The sequence below is a fragment of the Kitasatospora sp. NPDC029367 genome (assembly GCF_055569135.1).
Window position 1 is genome coordinate 122,573 of the sequence record NZ_JBVHYH010000010.1, and the last position, 15,549, is coordinate 138,121.

Here is a 15,549-nt window from a genome sequence, read left to right on the forward strand (position 1 = left end):
GGCGGCCGTTCAAGGGGGCAAGCGGGTTCAGGGGTTGAGCGGGTTCAGGGGTTGAGCGGGACGGACCTGGTCGCCACCCCGGCGGGCGGCGCGTCGACGGCCAGCAGGCGCTTGTCCGGCCCGGCGCCGTTGTCCGGGGTGCCGGCGGTCGGCCGGGCGGAGCCGCAGCGCTGGAGCTCGACGTCGGTGAGCGGTCCGGTGCGCTGGAAGTACCGGTCCGGCAGGGAGGTGGCCGGGACGTCGAAGGTCGCGTCCAGCCGGTACCTGTTGCGGGCGTTGCTGAAACTGCCCGCCACCCGCTCCCGGGCCGGCTGCACCTCGATCCAACTCACCTCGCCCGGCTGGATGGTGGGGTTGATCCCCTTGGTGCTGGTCCGGCTCCAGGTGAGCGGGTTGCCGGTGGAGACGGCCGCCGGGTTGCCGCCCGCCGCGCTGAACCCGGCGGCGGCCTGGGCGGCCAGGTTGGGGCGGCTCTGCGAGATGTCGGAGCGGCTGGGGGTCAGCGGGGTGCCCTTGAGCGCGTAGTACTGGGTGAGGCTGTCGTACGGCGGCTCGGTGACCTCGATCCGCCGGTCGTCGACGACGGCGTTGCGGCTGCAGTTGAGGTAGACCTCGCCGATGATCCTGGTCTGGCCGTAGTACTGGTAGGAGGACCCCTTGTCCACGGTGAACACGCAGTTGGCCGCCGCGCCCTCGCAGTCGTCCACCGCGACGCCCGGCTCCAGCGGCTCGTTGCCCTTGTAGGCCTTGGGGGCGGGCAGTTGCTCCTTGCGGACCTTCTGGTCGACCGGGGCCGGGGTCTGCCGGGCGGTGACGTTGGTGATCAGCGGGCCGCAGGAGCGCGGGTCGCGCTGCTCGGCGGAGTCGAAGGAGACCATCGGGTTGTCCTCGGGGGCGTCGAAGCCGAAGGTCCGCCCGGTGGTCCAGTTGGCGGCGCCGACGGTGTCGGTGCCCTTGGTGGTGATCTGCGGGTCCGGCGGGTTCCCGGGGGCGATCAGCGAGACGTTGTACGTCTGGCCGTCCTTGAGCTGCGCGGAGGTGCAGCGCCGGTCCACGCCCGGGCTGTCGTCCCAGCTCAGTGTGATGTGCGAGCCCGCCTTCACGCCCCACAGCCGGGTGCGCAGGGCGAGCGCGGCGCCGTTCCAGTTCAGCGAGGCCGCCTGGTAGCCGGCGGGGTGCTGGGCGAGGGCCTTGCCGAAGACCACGCCGTTGTTCTCGGGTGACCAGTCGGCGTGCCCGGCGGCGGTCCCGTTGTCGGGCGCGACGGGCTGGGCGAAGGTGCCGTTGGCCACCGGGACGTCCACCGTGTCGGCGGCCCGCGCGGGCGGCCCGGCGGCGAGGGCGAGGCCGGCCGCCGCCAGGGAGGACCCGGCGCGGAGCAGCAGGCGGCGCCCCATCAGCAGACCCACCAGTCGCTCGGCGGGATGACGGCGTCACCGGGCTTGACCCCGTCGGTGAGCGCGTTGGGCAGCGGGCACAGCTCGGAGACGGCCGTGTTCGGGTCCTGGTTGCGGGGGACCTTGTTGAAGGCGTCCATCGCCTGGGTCTGCTTGTCGATACCGTCGTGCTGCTCCTTGCCGTTCCCGGCGACGCTCGCCAGGCAGTCCTTGTTGCTGGGCGGGCACTTGGAGATCTGGTCCTTGTTGTCGGCGACGTCCTTGCACTGCGGGCTGGTCGCCGCGTCTCCTGAGCACGGGTCCTGCCGGGGCGGGGTCTGCAGCGGGGCGGTCTGCTTGGCGGCGACGTTGGTGACGAACAGGGGGCAGTTGAGGTAGTCGGTGGTCGTCGAGGCGAAGGTGATCTGCGGTGCGTCCTCGGCGGCGGTGAAGGAGTAGGCCCGCCCCAGGTACCAGTTCGCGCCGCCGTTGGGGGTGTTGGTGCCGAAAGCGCCCGGGGTGTTGGTTGGGCCCGCCACCGACACGGTGTACGTCCGTTTGGCGGCGCCCTGGGGCGGGCAGCTGTCGGGGTTGTCGTCCCAGGTCAGCGTCACCGTGGCACCCGCCCGTACGCCGCGCAGCCGGGTGCTGAGCGGGACCGCCTTGCTGCCCCAGTGCAGCGAGGCGGCCTGGAAGCCCTGCGGGTGGGCGGCGCGGGCGGCCGAGCCGACCCCTCCGCCGGTCCAGCCGTCGACGCCCGGGACCCAGGTGGTACCGGCGGGGACGGTGGGCGAGGAGAACGTGCCGTTCGGGACCACGGCCGGCTGGGTGTCCTCCGCCCCCGCCGGGGTCGGGGTCGCCAGGGCGATGGCGCCACCGAGGGTGACGGCAAGAAGTCTGGCTCGTTTCGCTCGCGGCACGGTCTCTCCCACTGAATTCGGCGGATGTGGAGGGCAGTTGCGATCGAGGTGACTGATGATCACCGGGCCCCGGCGGTCCATGCTTCGGGCCCCGGTCACCGTCCGCAACAGCTGACGGGCCGATAGGGCGACGGCGAACGATCGGGCTGAGCCAACAAGGTGGAAACCCGTTCGATACCGCACGGCCGTTCCGATCATGGGGCAGGTATTCCGGGAATCCGATCTTCAATTCCCATCCAGGCCGTGCGGCCGTGCCGTCGCGCGGCCCGCACCGCGAGGGACGACATGTCACCCCATTCCGGAACGGCCCGAGCCCCGAAGATCTGCGTCCTGCTCCTCGCCCTGCCCCTGCTGGGCGCGGCCCCCGCCGCCCTGCCCCTGCTGGGCGCGACCCCCGCCGCCGCGGCCGCCCCGGCCGGGGTGCGCCCGGTGTCGCCCTGCGGCGAGTCCGCCACCCAGGCCCACCACCGGCCGCTGCCGCCGCCCGCCCTGGTCATCGGCGGGCCCGTCCGCCGCGGCCCGGCGCGCCCCTGCCTCTGACGCACCGGCCTCTGACGCACCGCCGGCCCGGCCCCGAGCGGCGGCACCCTCCCGCCGTCGCCCGGGCATCCCCATGCCCCCGTACCCGCCCGAACGTGAGGAAGAGATGCACCCGCTGCACCGCAAGCTCCGCGCCCTGCCCGCGACCGCCGCCCCCGCCCTGGTGGCGAGCCTGGCCCTGCTGGGCTCCGTCGCGCTGCCCACCTCCGCCGCCTCCGCGTACGACCTGCGGCTGCGCGCCTGGGGGCTGAACACCAGCGGACAGCTGGGTGACGGCACCAAGACCCAGCGGCTCACCCCGACCTCGGTGGTCGGACTGTCCGGGGCCGAGCTCAACTCCGTCGCCGCCGGGGGCACCGGCGGCTCGGCCGGCAGCGGCTTCGGCCTCGCCCTGCTCGCCAACGGCACCGTCGAGGCCTGGGGCAAGAACGACAAGGGCCAGCTGGGCAACGGCGCCACCAGCACCACCGACGAGTGGGCGGTGCCCGGCCTGGTCGCCGGGCTGGGCGGGGTCGACGCGATCGCCGCGGGCGGCTCGCACGCCCTCGCCCTGTTGAAGGACGGCACGGTGATGTCCTGGGGCCTCAACGACAAGGGCCAGTTGGGCGACGGGACCACCACCAACGCCTCGCTCCCGGTGACCGTCGCCGGGCTCGCGGACGTGAAGGCGATCGCGGCCGGCGACACGTTCAGCATGGCGCTGCTCAAGGACGGCACGGTCAAGACCTGGGGCAACAACGACAAGGGCCAGCTCGGCGTCACCCCCAGGCCGGCCAGCTCCACCGCCACCGTGCCCAACCCGACCCCGGCCACCCGCACCACCGCCGTCCAGGTGCCCGAGCTGACCACCGTCAAGGGCATCACCGCCGGGGCCTCGCACGCCCTGGCGCTGCTCGCCGACGGCACCGTGATGTCCTGGGGCCTCAACGACAAGGGCCAGTTGGGCGACGACACCGCGACCACCACCACTCCGGCCGTCAACAACAACAAGCCCTACCCGGTGCAGGTGCTGGAGCTCACGAACGTCACCGCGCTCGCCGCCGGCGCCACCCACAGTGTCGCCCTGCTCCAGGACCGCACCCTGCGCGCCTGGGGCAACAACGCCAACGGCCAGGTCGGCGACGGCACCACCACCCAGCGCAACACCAGCGTGCCCGTCCTCGGGGCGACCGGTGTGGTCGGCATCGCCTCCGGCGCCGGCCACAACCTGGCGGTGCTCGGCGACGGCACCGTCCAGTCCTGGGGCCTCAACGACAAGGGCCAGCTGGGCGACGGCACCACCACCCAGCGCCTCACCCCGGTGCAGGTGCTGGCCAAGTCCGGCAGCGTCGCCATGGTCGCCGCCCCCTCCAGCGGCAGTTTCAGCCTGGCGCGCTGACCTCCCACCCCTTCATCAGGAAGGCAGCACATGACGAACTCCCCTACCGCGCAGCGGAGTCGGCTGCGTCCGGCGCTCGCCGCCGCGGTGGCCGCGCTGACCGCGCTCGGTCTGGCGGCGGTGCCGGCCGGCACCGCGCACGCCCAGGAGAAGCGCCTCAAGTCCTGGGGCAACAACCGCTCCGGCCAGCTCGGCGACGGCACCTGGACGGACTTCCGCACCACCGCCACCACCGTGCTGGGGCTGACCAGCGCCGAGGTGGTGAAGATCGCCGCCGGCGGTGCCGGGCCCACCAACGGCCACGGCCTGGCGCTGCTGACCGATCGTACGGTCCAGTCCTGGGGCGCCAACGGCTCCGGCCAGCTGGGCGACGGCTCGGTGTTCAGCCACAACGCGCCCGGTCAGGTGGTCAACCTCGCCAACGCCACCGACATCGCCGCGGGCGGCGCGCACAGCCTCGCGCTGCTGGCCGACCAGACCGTGGTGGCCTGGGGGAAGAACAACTACGGCCAGCTGGGCAACGGCACCAACACGGACAGCAGCGTGCCGGTGCGGGTCGAGGGCCTCAACAAGGTGGTCGCGATCGCGGGCGGCCTCAACCACAGCCTCGCGCTGCGCGAGGACGGCACGGTCTGGGCCTGGGGCTACAACATCAACGGCCAGCTGGGCGACGGCACTTCGGCCAGCCGCAACGTCCCCTCCCCGGTCAGCAACCTGACCGGGGTGACCAGGATCGCCGCCGGCTGCAACCACAACCTGGCCCTGGTCGGCCCGCCGAGCGGCCCGTCCAAGCCCACCAGCGGCAACGCGGTGAAGGCCTGGGGCTACAACGCCACCGGCCAGCTCGGTGACAACAGCACCATCAGCCGCTACACCCCGGTCGACACCCAGGGCATCTGGCTGGGCGGGGTCTCGCAGCTCGCGGCGGGCTGCAACCACAGCCTGGCCGTCACCGACAGCGACAACAAGCTCAAGGCCTGGGGTCAGAACACCTCCGGCCAGCTCGGCGACGGCACCACCGACTACCGGATCACCCCCGTCCCCGTCCCCGGGGTCATGGGCGTGCAGCTGGTGGCCGGCGGCCGCGAGCACACCGTCGCCCTGCTGGGCAACAACACCGTGCAGTCCTGGGGTGCCAACGGCTCCGGCCAGCTGGCCAACGGCACCACGACGGACAGCAGCAGCCCGGTGACCTCGCTCACCGCGCTGACCGGCGTCGACAAGATCGCCGCCCCGGTCGGCGGCGATTTCAGCCTGGCCAACTGACGCTCCGCAGCGGACGACCGCCCGGCCCCGGCGTTGCCTCCCGCCGGAGCCGGGCCGTCGTGGTCGGCGGCGGACCGGCTCCGGGGAAATGACCTGCCCTGATGTCAGCTTCCTTGTAGCATCTGCGCGTTCGCGTTCGGTGGCACAGGCAGGGGACGGGTCCGTGGCAGGAACCATCACGTTGTGGGTGTTCGGGTTGCTCTGCTTCGTCGTGGCCTTCGCGAAGGAGGCGGCGAGCGGCGCCGGGATCAACCTGCCGGGGCCGCAGAGCTGGGGCGCCCGGGTCGGGGTGGTCGCGGTCGGGGTGCTGGCGCTGATCCTGGGGACGGCGATCCTGCCGAACGACGGCACGCCGACGGCGCCGCCGGTGAGCGCGGGGTCGGGGCCGGGCGGTGTGGCTCCGGGGCCGGCCACCGCCGTGGCGACCACCGCCGGTGGGGTCACGGCCGCGCCGCCCTCCTCGGCCGCGCCGCCCTCCTCGGCCGCCCAGCCCTCCTCGGCCGGGCCCGCCGTGGTCTGGAGCGGCCAGGTCGCCATCACGATGGAGGGCGGGGCGGACTTTGACCTCACCCCGCCGGGGCGTCACCCCGGCTTCCCCCAGGGCGTCTACGCGACGGGCTTCACCGCCACGACGGCGGTGGTGCGCGAGGAGATCAACTCGGAGCACGACAGCTTCGGCATCTGGACCGGCCAGGCGCCGCCCTCCGGTGCCGCCTGCGCGGACTGGGCCGCCAGCCATCCGGGTGACTCGGCCCACGTCAGTGTCGGGACGATGATCTGCCTCAGGACCCCGGGGGGCCGCACCGCGCTGATCAAGGTCGACTCCATCGCCCCGGCGGACTACCAGCTGGAGGCGACGGTGACCGTCTGGTCCGGCTGAGGTCAGGTGGCCGTCAGGTGGCTGTCAGGTGGCCGGGCTGAGGTCATGATCGGGCAATGTCCGGCGGGTGCCCGGTGTGCTTTCCGGACCGCCTGGACGGGTTGACCTAGATTGCCCGAACATGAGCGAAAATGTCGGAATCAGTCGTCGGTCGCTGCTCAAGGCGCTGCCCACCGCCGTGCTGGTGGCCGCGTCCGAGGGGATCCTCTCCCGGCGGCACGCGGCGGCCGCCCCCGCGCCGCAGCCGTTCCCGCAGCCGTTCCCGCAGCCCGCCGTGCGGACCGCGCGGCGGCTGCCCGACCGGGCGGGGGCGGTGCTGGAGCAGACCCTCGACGTGCGGTTCACGGACACCGTCGTGCCCGGCTACGGGACGGTCACCACCCGCACCTACAACGGGGCGATCCCCGGCCCGACCCTGCGGCTGCGCGCCGGGGACACCCTGCGGCTGACCCAGGTCAACGGCCTGCCGCCCAACGAACCCCACGACGGCGACCACAACCGGCCGCACGGCTTCAACAGCTTCAACCTGCACACCCACGGCCTGCACGTCGACCCGACCGGGGAGGCCGACAACGTGCTCCGGGTGTTCGAGCCGCGCACCGCCGACGAGGTCGAGGCCGGCGCCCCGGAACCGCAGTACGTGACGACCATCGACGTCCCGGCCGACCACCCGGCCGGCACCTACTGGTACCACCCGCACCTGCACGGGGCCACCTCCGTGCAGATCGTCGGCGGGATGGCCGGGGTCCTGATCATCGAGGGCGACGTCGACGAGGTCCCCGAGATCGCGGCCGCCGCCGACCTGGTGGTCTGCCTCAACGAGCTGCGCCTCAAGGACGGCACGGTCCCCGACTTCGACTCCGGCAACGCGCTGGCCGCCGTCCCGGCCGTGCTGACCGTCAACGGCGCGGTCGGCCCCACCGTGACGCTGCGCCCGGGCGAGGTGCAGCGCTGGCGGCTGGTCTGTGCGACGGCGTTCACCGCGCCGGTGCTGCGGCTCACCGGCGACGGCGGTGACCTGACCCTCCACCAGATCGCCCAGGACGGCGTGACCTTCCCGGCCGTGGTCGCCACCGACGCGGTGCGCCTGACCATGGGCGGCCGGGCCGACGTCCTGGTCCGGGTCGACGACCCGGGCAGCTACGAACTGCGGGTCGAGGGGCTGACCGCGCCGCTGATGACGGTCGAGGTGACGGGCGAGGCGGTCGACCCGCCGATGGAGCTGCCGACCACGCTGCCGGCCGGCAAGCCGTTCCTCGACGAGGGCGACATCGCGAACCCGGACGCGGACCGCGAGGTGCTCTTCCACGTCGATCCGGGCGTCTTCCCGGGTGCGTTCCCCAACGCCTTCCGGATGCTGGGGAGCAACCCGACCCCCGCCGCCGACCCCAGCGGCGACCCCAGCCGGGACCCGGCCTACGGCCTGTTCGACCCCGGCCACGTCAACCACACCCTGGAGCTCGACACCGTCGAGCGCTGGACGCTGCGCACCGCCGAGACCAACCCCGCCTTCCACCACCCCTTCCACCTGCACACCAACCACGTCCTGGTCACCCACCGCAACGGCGAGCGGCTCGACCCGCCGGTCTGGCAGGACACCGTCGACCTGGCCGGCGGCAGACCGGGCGACACCGTCACCTTCCTGGTCCGGTACGAGGACTTCACCGGCCGGGCCGTCGCCCACTGCCACCAGCTCCAGCACGAGGACCTCGGGATGATGCAGACCGTCGAGTACGTGGCGCCGCGCCGGTCCTGACCCGCGGTCGGAGTGCCCCGCCGCCGGGGTGATGGCGGCGGGGCGACGGCGGCGGGGCACCCGAGGACTACGCGCCGGTGCGGGCCAGGGCCGGGGACGGGCCGGTCGGGGCCGGGACGGCGGCCCGCCGGGCGTGCAGGACGGCGGCGCCCAGCGGGAGCGGACGGTGGTCCAGCAGGTGCAGCCCGGCGTCGGCGAGCAGCCGGCCGTAGTGGTCGGCGCGGCGCTCGCGGCCGCCGGTGTTGACCATCATGTGCAGGTCCCACGCGGTGGCCAGCGAGGGCGAGCCGTCGGCGGGCAGCAGCCGTTCGACGATCAGCAGGTCGGCGTGGGCGGGCATCGCCCGGGCGCAGTGCCGCAGGATCTCGGCGCAGCGCCCGTCGTCCCAGTCGTGCAGCACCCGGGACAGCACGTAGATGTCGCCGTCGCCGGGGACGTCGGCGAAGTCGCCGGTCAGGTACCCGCAGCGCCCGCCGAGCCCGGCGGCGTCGAGCCGGCGGCGCGCGGCCTCGACGGCGTGCGGGCGTTCCAGCAGGACGCCGTGCAGCCGGGGGTGGGCGGCGAGCAGCCGGCCGAGCAGTTCGCCGTTGCCGCCGGCGATGTCGACGACGGTGCCGGCGGGAGTGCGGGAGCCCGCGGCGGTGATGACGGGGTGCTCCGGGAGCGGGTCGAACATCCGGGAGCCGGCGACCATCGACAGGTCGAAGAGTTCGGCGAGTTCGGGGTCGCGGGCGAAGTGGTCGAAGTGGTTCTCGCCGAAGAGGTGGTCGAAGGCGGCCTCCCCGGTGCGCACGGTGTGCTCCAGCTCCGCGAAGGACCGGTAGAACGGGCCGCCGTACATCAGCGCCAGCGGCCGCATCGAGGCCGGGGCGTCGGCGCGCAGCAGGGCGCCGGTGCCGGTGAGCCGGTAGCCGTCGGGGTGTTCGGCGACGACGCCCAGCATGGCGAGGTAGCGCAGCAGGGTGGCGAGGCTCTGCGGGTCCGCGCCGAGTGCGTCGGCGAGTTGCCGCGGCGCGGTGGCGGTGCGGGTGTCCAGGGCGTCGGGCAGGCCGATCCGGGCGCTGACCGCCAGGGCCTGGGTGGTCCAGGCGCCGGTGAGCTGGTGCAGCAGGGTCTCGGCCGAGCGCTGGGTGGGGTCCTCGCCCAGGTGGTCGGCGAGCACCGTGCGGTGGTCGCCGTGGGCGTGCAGCTCGACCCGCCGGTAGCCGGTGCGGGAGCCGCCCGGGGTGGTGAAGTAGAGGACGGTGGAGTCCTCGTGGGGGTTGTAGCCGCCGCCGTCCGGGGCGGCGCCGTGCCCGGTGAGCAGGGCGGACAGGCCGCGCAGTGCCAGCGGGTCGGGGTGGGCGACGTCGAAGGCGAGGTGGGCCTCGTGCTCGTGGGCGCGCTCGTGGGCGGCGAGTTCGGCGAGGTCGGAGCCGGGCGGCACGGTGAGCACGAACACCTCGACGCTGCGTTCCCCGCCGGGGCCGGACACCGGCGGGCGCAGGATGCTGACGTCGAGCTCGGCCTCGGCGCGGCCGTGCCGCCGGGCGAGCCGGCTGCGGACCACCACGCTGGGCTGCGCGGGTGCGTCGGGTTCCAGTCCGCAGGAGGCGAGTTGGCAGCGGAGCGCGGCGCCGTCCGGGGGCAGGACGAGCAGGGCGGCGTGCGAGAAGCGGCAGCGTTCGGCCACGGCCCGCAGTTCCGGTCCGTCGAGGTCGGGCAGCAGCAGCGGGAGCAGGCTCGCGGTGTCGTGCTCCCTGACGAACTCGGCCGTCGCACGCAGGCGGGCGGTGTCGTCCGGGGGTGTCGCGGTCATGGGGAGGGTGTCCTCGGTGCGGGGGCGGGGGCGCCCGGTGGGCAGGGCGGGTCAGATGCCGACGTAGTTCTCGGCGAACCAGTCCTGGTGGGTGCGCGAGGTGCGCAGGGATTCGACGCGGGAGCGCCGCATGGCTTCGTGGAAGAACGATTCCGCTGCCTGGCCGACGGGGGAGTGCAGGAGCTGGATCATCCAGTGCGCGAACTCCTGGGCCCGCCATATGTGGGTGAGGCAGCGCGCGGAGTACCGGTCGAGTGCCCGGGCGTCGCCCCGGCGGAGTTCGTCGATCAGCGCCTCGGCGAGCAGTTCCGCCTCCAGGACGGCCAGGTTGGCGCCCTTGGCGGCGGCCGGGGCGGGGAGGCTGGCGGCGTCCCCGGCCAGCAGCAGTGAGCCGTACCGGAGTCGGTCGAGCACGTCCGACTCCAGGTGGACGACGGAGCGGTGGAGGATCCGGCCGTGCTGCAGCGGTCCGTGCTCGTCGGCGCGCAGCCGCCGGTCGAGCGCGGTCCAGATCCGGTCCTCCGACCAGGCGTCGGCGGGGGTGCCGGGCCGGCACTGGAGGTAGTAGCGGGTGATGTCGGCGGTGCGGGTCATGTGGCCGGCGAAGCCGTCGGGGTGCATCGCGTAGCCGACGGCGTCCATGCTCGGGGGCGCCTCGGCCAGCAGGGCGAGCCAGGAGACGCCGTGGTCGCGCTGGTACCGGCGGGTGCCGGCAGGCAGCGAGCGCCGGGCCGCGCCGTGGCGGCCGTCGCAGCCGGCCACGTAGCGGGCCCGCCAGCGGGCGGGGCGGCCCTCGGGGTCGCGCACGGTGACGGTGGGGTCGGGGCCGTCGGCGCCTTCGACGGCCTGGGCCTCGGTCTCGAAGGCGATCCGGCCGCCCGCTGCCAGGTAGTGCGTCAGGAGGTCGGCGACCAGGTCCTGTTGGGGGTACACGGTGTGGAGTTCGCGGCGGCCGAGGGCGCCGTAGTCGAGCCGGAAGCTGCCGTCCTCGGTGCGGAACTCGCAGGTGCCGTGCGGTTTCCCGTGGCGGTGCAGGCCGTCGGCGAGGCCGTGGCGGTCCAGCACCCGGACGGTGTTGGCGGCGAGGAACCCGGCCCGGGCCCTGGTCCGGACGTGGTCGGGGTCGGCCCGTTCGAGGACGACGCAGTCGATCCCGGCGGCGTGGAGGAGGTTCCCGAGGGTGAGTCCGGCCGGTCCGGCGCCGAGGATGACGACATCGGCGGATTCCTGGGCTGTTCGGCTCGTCTGACGTTCAGTCACAGTACGGGGAGCATAGCCACCGCCGGATACAACGAGGCGCCGAAATCGCTCGGACCGGTGAATAGGGTGATGATCTTCGCTGGTTCTTCACACCATCGCCGGCTGCGAGGCGTGCTGCTCGAAGCTGATCGGGACTGCGCACTGTTGCGCAATGATGGAGGTCTCGACTATAAATCGATCATCTTTACGCACAATCGTGCAGTCTCGCGCAGGAGGACCTGATGGCCCACGTCGACGAAGAGATCGCCAGCCAGCCCGACTGCTGGCAGCGCGCCCTGGAACTGGCCCCGCAACACCTGCCCGAACCCGGTGAGCGGGTCGCCGTCATCGGCTGCGGCACCTCGCTCTACATCGCCCAGGCCTACGCGGCGCTGCGCGAATCCCTCGGACTCGGCGAGACCGACGCCTTCGCCGCCTCCGAGTTTCCGCTCGGCCGCCGGTACGACCGGATCGTCGCGCTCACCCGCTCCGGCACCACCACCGAGGTGCTCGACGCCCTCGCCCGGGTGCGCGGCACCGAGACGGTCGCGATCACCGCCGACCCCGGGACCCCGGTCGGCGCCGCCGCCCGGCACCTGGTGGCGCTGGAGTTCGCCGACGAGCGGTCCGTCGTCCAGACCAGGTTCGCCACCACCGCCCTCGTCCTGCTGCGCGCCCACCTCGGCGCCGCCCCCGCCGACCTGCCCGCCCAGGCCCGTACGGCGCTCGCCGAGCCGCTGCCCCGGGGCGCCCTGGAGGCACGGCAGTTCACCTTCCTCGGCACCGGCTGGAGCTGCGGGGTCGCGAACGAGGCCGCGCTCAAGGTCCGGGAGGCCTCCGCCGCCTGGACCGAGGCCTACCCGGCGATGGAGTACCGGCACGGCCCGATCAGCGTCAGCGGCCCCGAGGGCCTGGTCTGGTTCCTGGACACCCCGCCGACCGGCCTGGTCGACCAGGCCGGGGCGACCGGGGCCGCGATCAGCGTGCCCGGGCTCGACCCGCTGGCCGAACTGGTCCGGGTCCAGCGCCTGGCCGTCGGCCTCGCCGTCCGGCGCGGCCTCGACCCCGACCGGCCGCGCCACCTCACCCGTTCGATCGTGCTGGACCAGCCGTGACCGGCCGGCCCGCGGAGCACCCGCCCGCGGCCGGCCCCGCCCGCCCACTGACGGCACAGCCCGGAGGAGCACCGTGACCCTGATCGGAACCGGAGAGATCGTCGCGCCCGCGGTGAGCGGCGGCCACGGCGTGGGGGCGTTCAACGTCATCCAGCTGGAACACGCCGAGGCCATCGTCGCCGGGGCCGAGGCCGCCGGGGCACCGGTGGTGCTGCAACTCAGCCAGAACGCGGTGCGCTACCACGGCGGCCTGGCGCCGATCGGCGCGGCGACGCTCGCGGTGGCCCGGGCCGCCGCCGTGCCGGTGGCCGTCCACCTCGACCACGCGACCGAGCGGTCGCTGGTGGCGGAGGCGATCGCCCTGGGGTTCGGCTCGGTGATGTTCGACGCCTCGGCGCTGCCGTACGAGGAGAACGTGCGCACCACCGCCGAGGTGACCCGGCAGTGCCGGGCGGCGGGCGTCTGGGTGGAGGCCGAACTCGGCGAGGTCGGCGGCAAGGACGGGGTGCACGCCCCCGGTGCCCGGACGGACCCGGCGCAGGCCGCCGAGTTCGTGGCCCGCACCGGCGTCGACGCGCTGGCCGTGGCCGTCGGCACCTCGCACGCAATGCTCACCCGCACCGCCGCGCTGGACCTCGAGCTGATCGCCGCGCTGCGGGCCGCCGTCCCGGTGCCGCTGGTGCTGCACGGCTCCTCCGGGGTGGCGGATCCGGTGCTCGCGGCGGCGGTCGCTCACGGGATGACGAAGGTCAACATCGCCACCCACCTCAACAAGGCCTTCACCGAGGCGGTCCGCGGCCGGCTCGCCGCCGACCCCGCACTGGTGGACACCCGGACCTACCTGGGGGAGGGGAGGGCGGCGGTGGCCCGCGAGGTCACCCGGCTGCTCGGCGTCCTGACCGCGCCCCGACCGGCGGACCGGGCCGCCGTCTCGCCCTGACCCGCCGCCCGCCGCCGGGGTGCGCGGTTGGTTGCGCGAGGGTGCGCGGAGCTGTTCGCGGGTGCAGTCACCGACCGTCGACCCGGGCTGAACTACACTCCGTCCATGCTCAAAGCTGATCGCGCCGCCAGAATCGTCTCGCACATCGCCGAGGCGGGGAGCGCGGACGTGCGGACGCTCTCCGACCTGCTCGGGGTGTCCGACGCGACCGTGCGCCGGGACCTGCAGGAACTGCAGGACCAGGGGCTGCTCCAGCGCACCCGCGGCGGTGCGGTGACCGGGGCGGTCAACCTGGAGATCCCGCTGCGGCACCGGAGCGACCAGCAGGCGGAGGAGAAGCGCCGGATCGCCCGGGCCGCCGCCGAGCTGGTGCCGGACGGCGCCGTGGTCGGCCTGACCGGTGGCACCACCACCACCGAGCTGGCCCGGGTGCTCGCCGAGCGCGGCAACCTCACCGTGGTCACCAACGCGGTGAACATCGCCGCGGAGCTGATCGTCCGCCCCGAGGTCCGCCTGGTCGTGATCGGCGGCCTGGCCCGCTCGGCCAGCTACGAGCTGGTCGGCCCGGCCGCCGAGCGGATGCTCGACCAGTACCACCTGGACCTTGCCTTCATCGGCGTGGACGGGCTGACCGTCCAGCAGGGCTGCACCACCCACGACGAGATGGAGGCCCAGACCGACCGGGCGTTCCTGCGCAGCAGCGCGCACACCGTCGTGCTCGCCGACCGGACCAAGGTCGGCCGGGTCACCTTCGCCTCGATCTGCCCGCTCACCGACGTCCACGACCTGGTGACGGACGCGGGGCTGCCGGACGCCCAGGAGCAGGCGATCGCCGAGAGCGGCGTCCGGGTGCGGCGGGCCTGACGAGCGGGGTCCGGCACTCGGGGCCTGGCAGTCAGGGCCTGGCGAGCGGGGCCCGGCGAGCGGGGCCCGGCGTCCGGACCCCGGGCGGCGTCGTCCCGGGACGGCGCTGGGACGCGGGAGGGGACGGCGAAGCGTGGCGGACGGGCTCGCGCCGCTCCTAGCGTGACTGCCGTGCAGGCCCCCTGCCCCCGCGCCGTCAGCAGGCCCGGGGCAGGGGGTCCTTCCGTCTCCTCCCGCTCCCCGAAGGACCAGGTAGTCCCGTATGAACGCCGTTGACCCCGCCTCCGCCCCCGTCGGCCCCGGCCGCCGCACCTTCCTGGCCGGCGCCTTCGCCGTCGGCACCGGCGCCCTGCTCGGCTCCGCCCTGACCAGCGGGGTGGCCTCCGCCGCCACCGGCCCGGTGATCGCCGACACCGGCGCCTGGGGCGCCCGCCCGGCGAGCAGCCCGCTCAACTTCGTGTCCGGCGCGCCGGACAAGGTGATCGTCCACCACACCGCCACGCCCAACGTGACGGACTACTCCCAGGCCGCCGCGTTCGCGCTGGCCCGCTCGATGCAGACCTACCAGATGGACAGCGAGCACTGGATCGACACCGGCCAGCACTTCACCGTCAGCCGCGGCGCCTACATCATGGAGGGCCGCCACAGCAGCCTGGCGGCCCTGCGCGGCGGCGGCCAGCACGTGGAGGGCGCCCACTGCACCGCGCAGAACACGGTGGCCATCGGCATCGAGAACGAAGGCACCTACAGCACCGTCGACCCGCGCAGCCAGCAGTACGCCGCGCTGATCGACCTGATCACCTACATCTGCCAGCAGTACGGGCTGCGCGCCTACCAGGTCTACGGGCACCGGGACTTCAACAACACCGAGTGCCCCGGGGACCGCCTCTACGCGCTGATCCCGCAGATCCGCCGGGACGTCGCCGCGCGGATCGGCGGGGACCCGACCGGCCCGGTCTGGCCGGTGCTCAGCAGCGGCGCCTCGGGCGAGCAGGTGAGGACGCTGCAGTACCTGCTGGTGCAGCGCGGCCAGTCGCTGACCGTGGACGGCGCGTACGGGCCCGCGACCCAGGCCGCCGTCACGGCCTTCCAGAACACCACCCACGCCTCGGCCGACGGCGTCGCGGGCAACCAGACCTGGAGCCAGGCCGTGGCGCCGCTGGCCCGCGGTGCCTCGGGCAGCGCGGTGCAGGCCGTGCAGAGCCAGCTGGTCGCGCACGGCATCCAGGTGAGCGTGGACGGCGCGTTCGGCCCGGGCACCCAGGCCGGGGTGACCTCCTTCCAGTCCTCCGCCGGGCTGCCGGCCGACGGCCTGGTGGACGCCCGTACCTGGAGCCGGCTGCTGGCCTGACCCGCCCTCCCGGGGGGGGGGGGGTGGGGGCGGAGAGGGAGGGGAACAGGGGGGCCCACGTCTCCCCGGGGGGTGTCCCACGCGTCCACAGCAAATCCCACACCGCCCCCTCCCCCGCGCGGGGGC

The 15,549-nt window shown here is 74.2% G+C and carries 13 protein-coding genes; 9 read left to right on the forward strand and 4 right to left on the reverse strand.

Going from position 1 to position 15,549, the window contains the following annotated elements; translation table 11 throughout:
• Window positions 1-44: 44 nt before the first annotated feature.
• Together ACZ4W5_RS08650 and ACZ4W5_RS08655 are read right to left on the reverse strand one after the other, a co-directional pair.
• The gene (locus ACZ4W5_RS08650; protein WP_465653630.1) at window positions 45-1,397 is read right to left on the reverse strand and encodes a hypothetical protein; all 1,353 of its coding nucleotides are present in this window, start codon (window positions 1,395-1,397) and stop codon (window positions 45-47) included.
• On the reverse strand, window positions 1,397-2,296 hold the full coding sequence (locus ACZ4W5_RS08655; RefSeq protein WP_465653631.1) for a hypothetical protein: 900 nt from the start codon (window positions 2,294-2,296) through the stop codon (window positions 1,397-1,399). The genes ACZ4W5_RS08650 and ACZ4W5_RS08655 overlap by 1 nt, the downstream gene beginning before the upstream one ends.
• Window positions 2,297-2,581: 285 nt before the next feature.
• On the opposite strand from ACZ4W5_RS08655, the gene ACZ4W5_RS08660 reads away from it, so the two are divergent.
• The 5 genes from ACZ4W5_RS08660 to ACZ4W5_RS08680 all read left to right on the forward strand — a co-directional run bounded on the left by ACZ4W5_RS08660 (window position 2,582) and on the right by ACZ4W5_RS08680 (window position 8,116).
• Entirely contained in the window at window positions 2,582-2,836 is a 255-nt protein-coding gene (locus ACZ4W5_RS08660) for a hypothetical protein (RefSeq protein WP_465653632.1), read from the forward strand.
• A gap of 106 nt (window positions 2,837-2,942) precedes the next feature.
• A complete protein-coding gene (locus ACZ4W5_RS08665; RefSeq protein WP_465653633.1) occupies window positions 2,943-4,214 on the forward strand; it encodes an RCC1 domain-containing protein in 1,272 nt (423 codons plus the stop codon).
• Between the two features lie 30 nt (window positions 4,215-4,244).
• The gene (locus ACZ4W5_RS08670; RefSeq protein ID WP_465653634.1) at window positions 4,245-5,480 is read left to right on the forward strand and encodes an RCC1-like domain-containing protein; all 1,236 of its coding nucleotides are present in this window, start codon (window positions 4,245-4,247) and stop codon (window positions 5,478-5,480) included.
• A 163-nt stretch (window positions 5,481-5,643) separates the two neighbouring features.
• A complete protein-coding gene (locus tag ACZ4W5_RS08675; RefSeq protein ID WP_465653635.1) occupies window positions 5,644-6,360 on the forward strand; it encodes a hypothetical protein in 717 nt (238 codons plus the stop codon).
• 121 nt (window positions 6,361-6,481) lie between these two features.
• Window positions 6,482-8,116 (forward strand): multicopper oxidase family protein, encoded by a 1,635-nt coding sequence (locus tag ACZ4W5_RS08680; protein ID WP_465653636.1) that lies wholly within the window; start codon window positions 6,482-6,484, stop codon window positions 8,114-8,116.
• A 67-nt stretch (window positions 8,117-8,183) separates the two neighbouring features.
• Here the strand turns inward: ACZ4W5_RS08680 and ACZ4W5_RS08685 are convergent, their stop codons facing one another.
• Both ACZ4W5_RS08685 and ACZ4W5_RS08690 read right to left on the reverse strand, forming a co-directional pair.
• Window positions 8,184-9,914 carry a methyltransferase gene (locus ACZ4W5_RS08685; protein WP_465653637.1) on the reverse strand — a complete coding sequence of 577 codons (1,731 nt, stop codon included), beginning with the start codon at window positions 9,912-9,914 and terminating at the stop codon, window positions 8,184-8,186.
• 51 nt (window positions 9,915-9,965) lie between these two features.
• Complete coding sequence (locus tag ACZ4W5_RS08690) at window positions 9,966-11,174, reverse strand: 4-hydroxybenzoate 3-monooxygenase (protein ID WP_465653638.1); 1,209 nt, start codon at window positions 11,172-11,174, stop codon at window positions 9,966-9,968.
• Window positions 11,175-11,395: 221 nt separating this feature from the next.
• Between ACZ4W5_RS08690 and ACZ4W5_RS08695 the strand changes: the two genes are divergently transcribed.
• The 4 genes from ACZ4W5_RS08695 to ACZ4W5_RS08710 all read left to right on the forward strand — a co-directional run bounded on the left by ACZ4W5_RS08695 (window position 11,396) and on the right by ACZ4W5_RS08710 (window position 15,423).
• The gene (locus ACZ4W5_RS08695) at window positions 11,396-12,268 is read left to right on the forward strand and encodes an SIS domain-containing protein (protein ID WP_465653639.1); all 873 of its coding nucleotides are present in this window, start codon (window positions 11,396-11,398) and stop codon (window positions 12,266-12,268) included.
• 73 nt (window positions 12,269-12,341) lie between these two features.
• Entirely contained in the window at window positions 12,342-13,208 is an 867-nt protein-coding gene (locus tag ACZ4W5_RS08700; RefSeq protein ID WP_465653640.1) for a class II fructose-bisphosphate aldolase, read from the forward strand.
• Window positions 13,209-13,313: 105 nt separating this feature from the next.
• The gene (locus tag ACZ4W5_RS08705) at window positions 13,314-14,072 is read left to right on the forward strand and encodes a DeoR/GlpR family DNA-binding transcription regulator (protein WP_360234102.1); all 759 of its coding nucleotides are present in this window, start codon (window positions 13,314-13,316) and stop codon (window positions 14,070-14,072) included.
• Between the two features lie 262 nt (window positions 14,073-14,334).
• The gene (locus tag ACZ4W5_RS08710) at window positions 14,335-15,423 is read left to right on the forward strand and encodes a peptidoglycan recognition protein family protein (protein WP_465653641.1); all 1,089 of its coding nucleotides are present in this window, start codon (window positions 14,335-14,337) and stop codon (window positions 15,421-15,423) included.
• Window positions 15,424-15,549: the final 126 nt, after the last annotated feature.

Excerpts from the sequence above, each read along its gene's own strand:
- ACZ4W5_RS08665 (WP_465653633.1), top strand. The coding sequence starts at position 2,943 with ATGCACCCGCTGCACCGCAAGCTCCGCGCCCTGCCCGCGACCGCCGCC.
- ACZ4W5_RS08660 (WP_465653632.1), top strand. The coding sequence starts at position 2,582 with ATGTCACCCCATTCCGGAACGGCCCGAGCCCCGAAGATCTGCGTCCTG.
- ACZ4W5_RS08685 (WP_465653637.1), bottom strand. The coding sequence starts at position 9,914 with ATGACCGCGACACCCCCGGACGACACCGCCCGCCTGCGTGCGACGGCC.
- ACZ4W5_RS08705 (WP_360234102.1), top strand. The coding sequence starts at position 13,314 with ATGCTCAAAGCTGATCGCGCCGCCAGAATCGTCTCGCACATCGCCGAG.
- ACZ4W5_RS08650 (WP_465653630.1), bottom strand. The coding sequence starts at position 1,397 with ATGGGGCGCCGCCTGCTGCTCCGCGCCGGGTCCTCCCTGGCGGCGGCC.
- ACZ4W5_RS08695 (WP_465653639.1), top strand. The coding sequence starts at position 11,396 with ATGGCCCACGTCGACGAAGAGATCGCCAGCCAGCCCGACTGCTGGCAG.
- ACZ4W5_RS08670 (WP_465653634.1), top strand. The coding sequence starts at position 4,245 with ATGACGAACTCCCCTACCGCGCAGCGGAGTCGGCTGCGTCCGGCGCTC.
- ACZ4W5_RS08680 (WP_465653636.1), top strand. The coding sequence starts at position 6,482 with ATGAGCGAAAATGTCGGAATCAGTCGTCGGTCGCTGCTCAAGGCGCTG.
- ACZ4W5_RS08710 (WP_465653641.1), top strand. The coding sequence starts at position 14,335 with ATGAACGCCGTTGACCCCGCCTCCGCCCCCGTCGGCCCCGGCCGCCGC.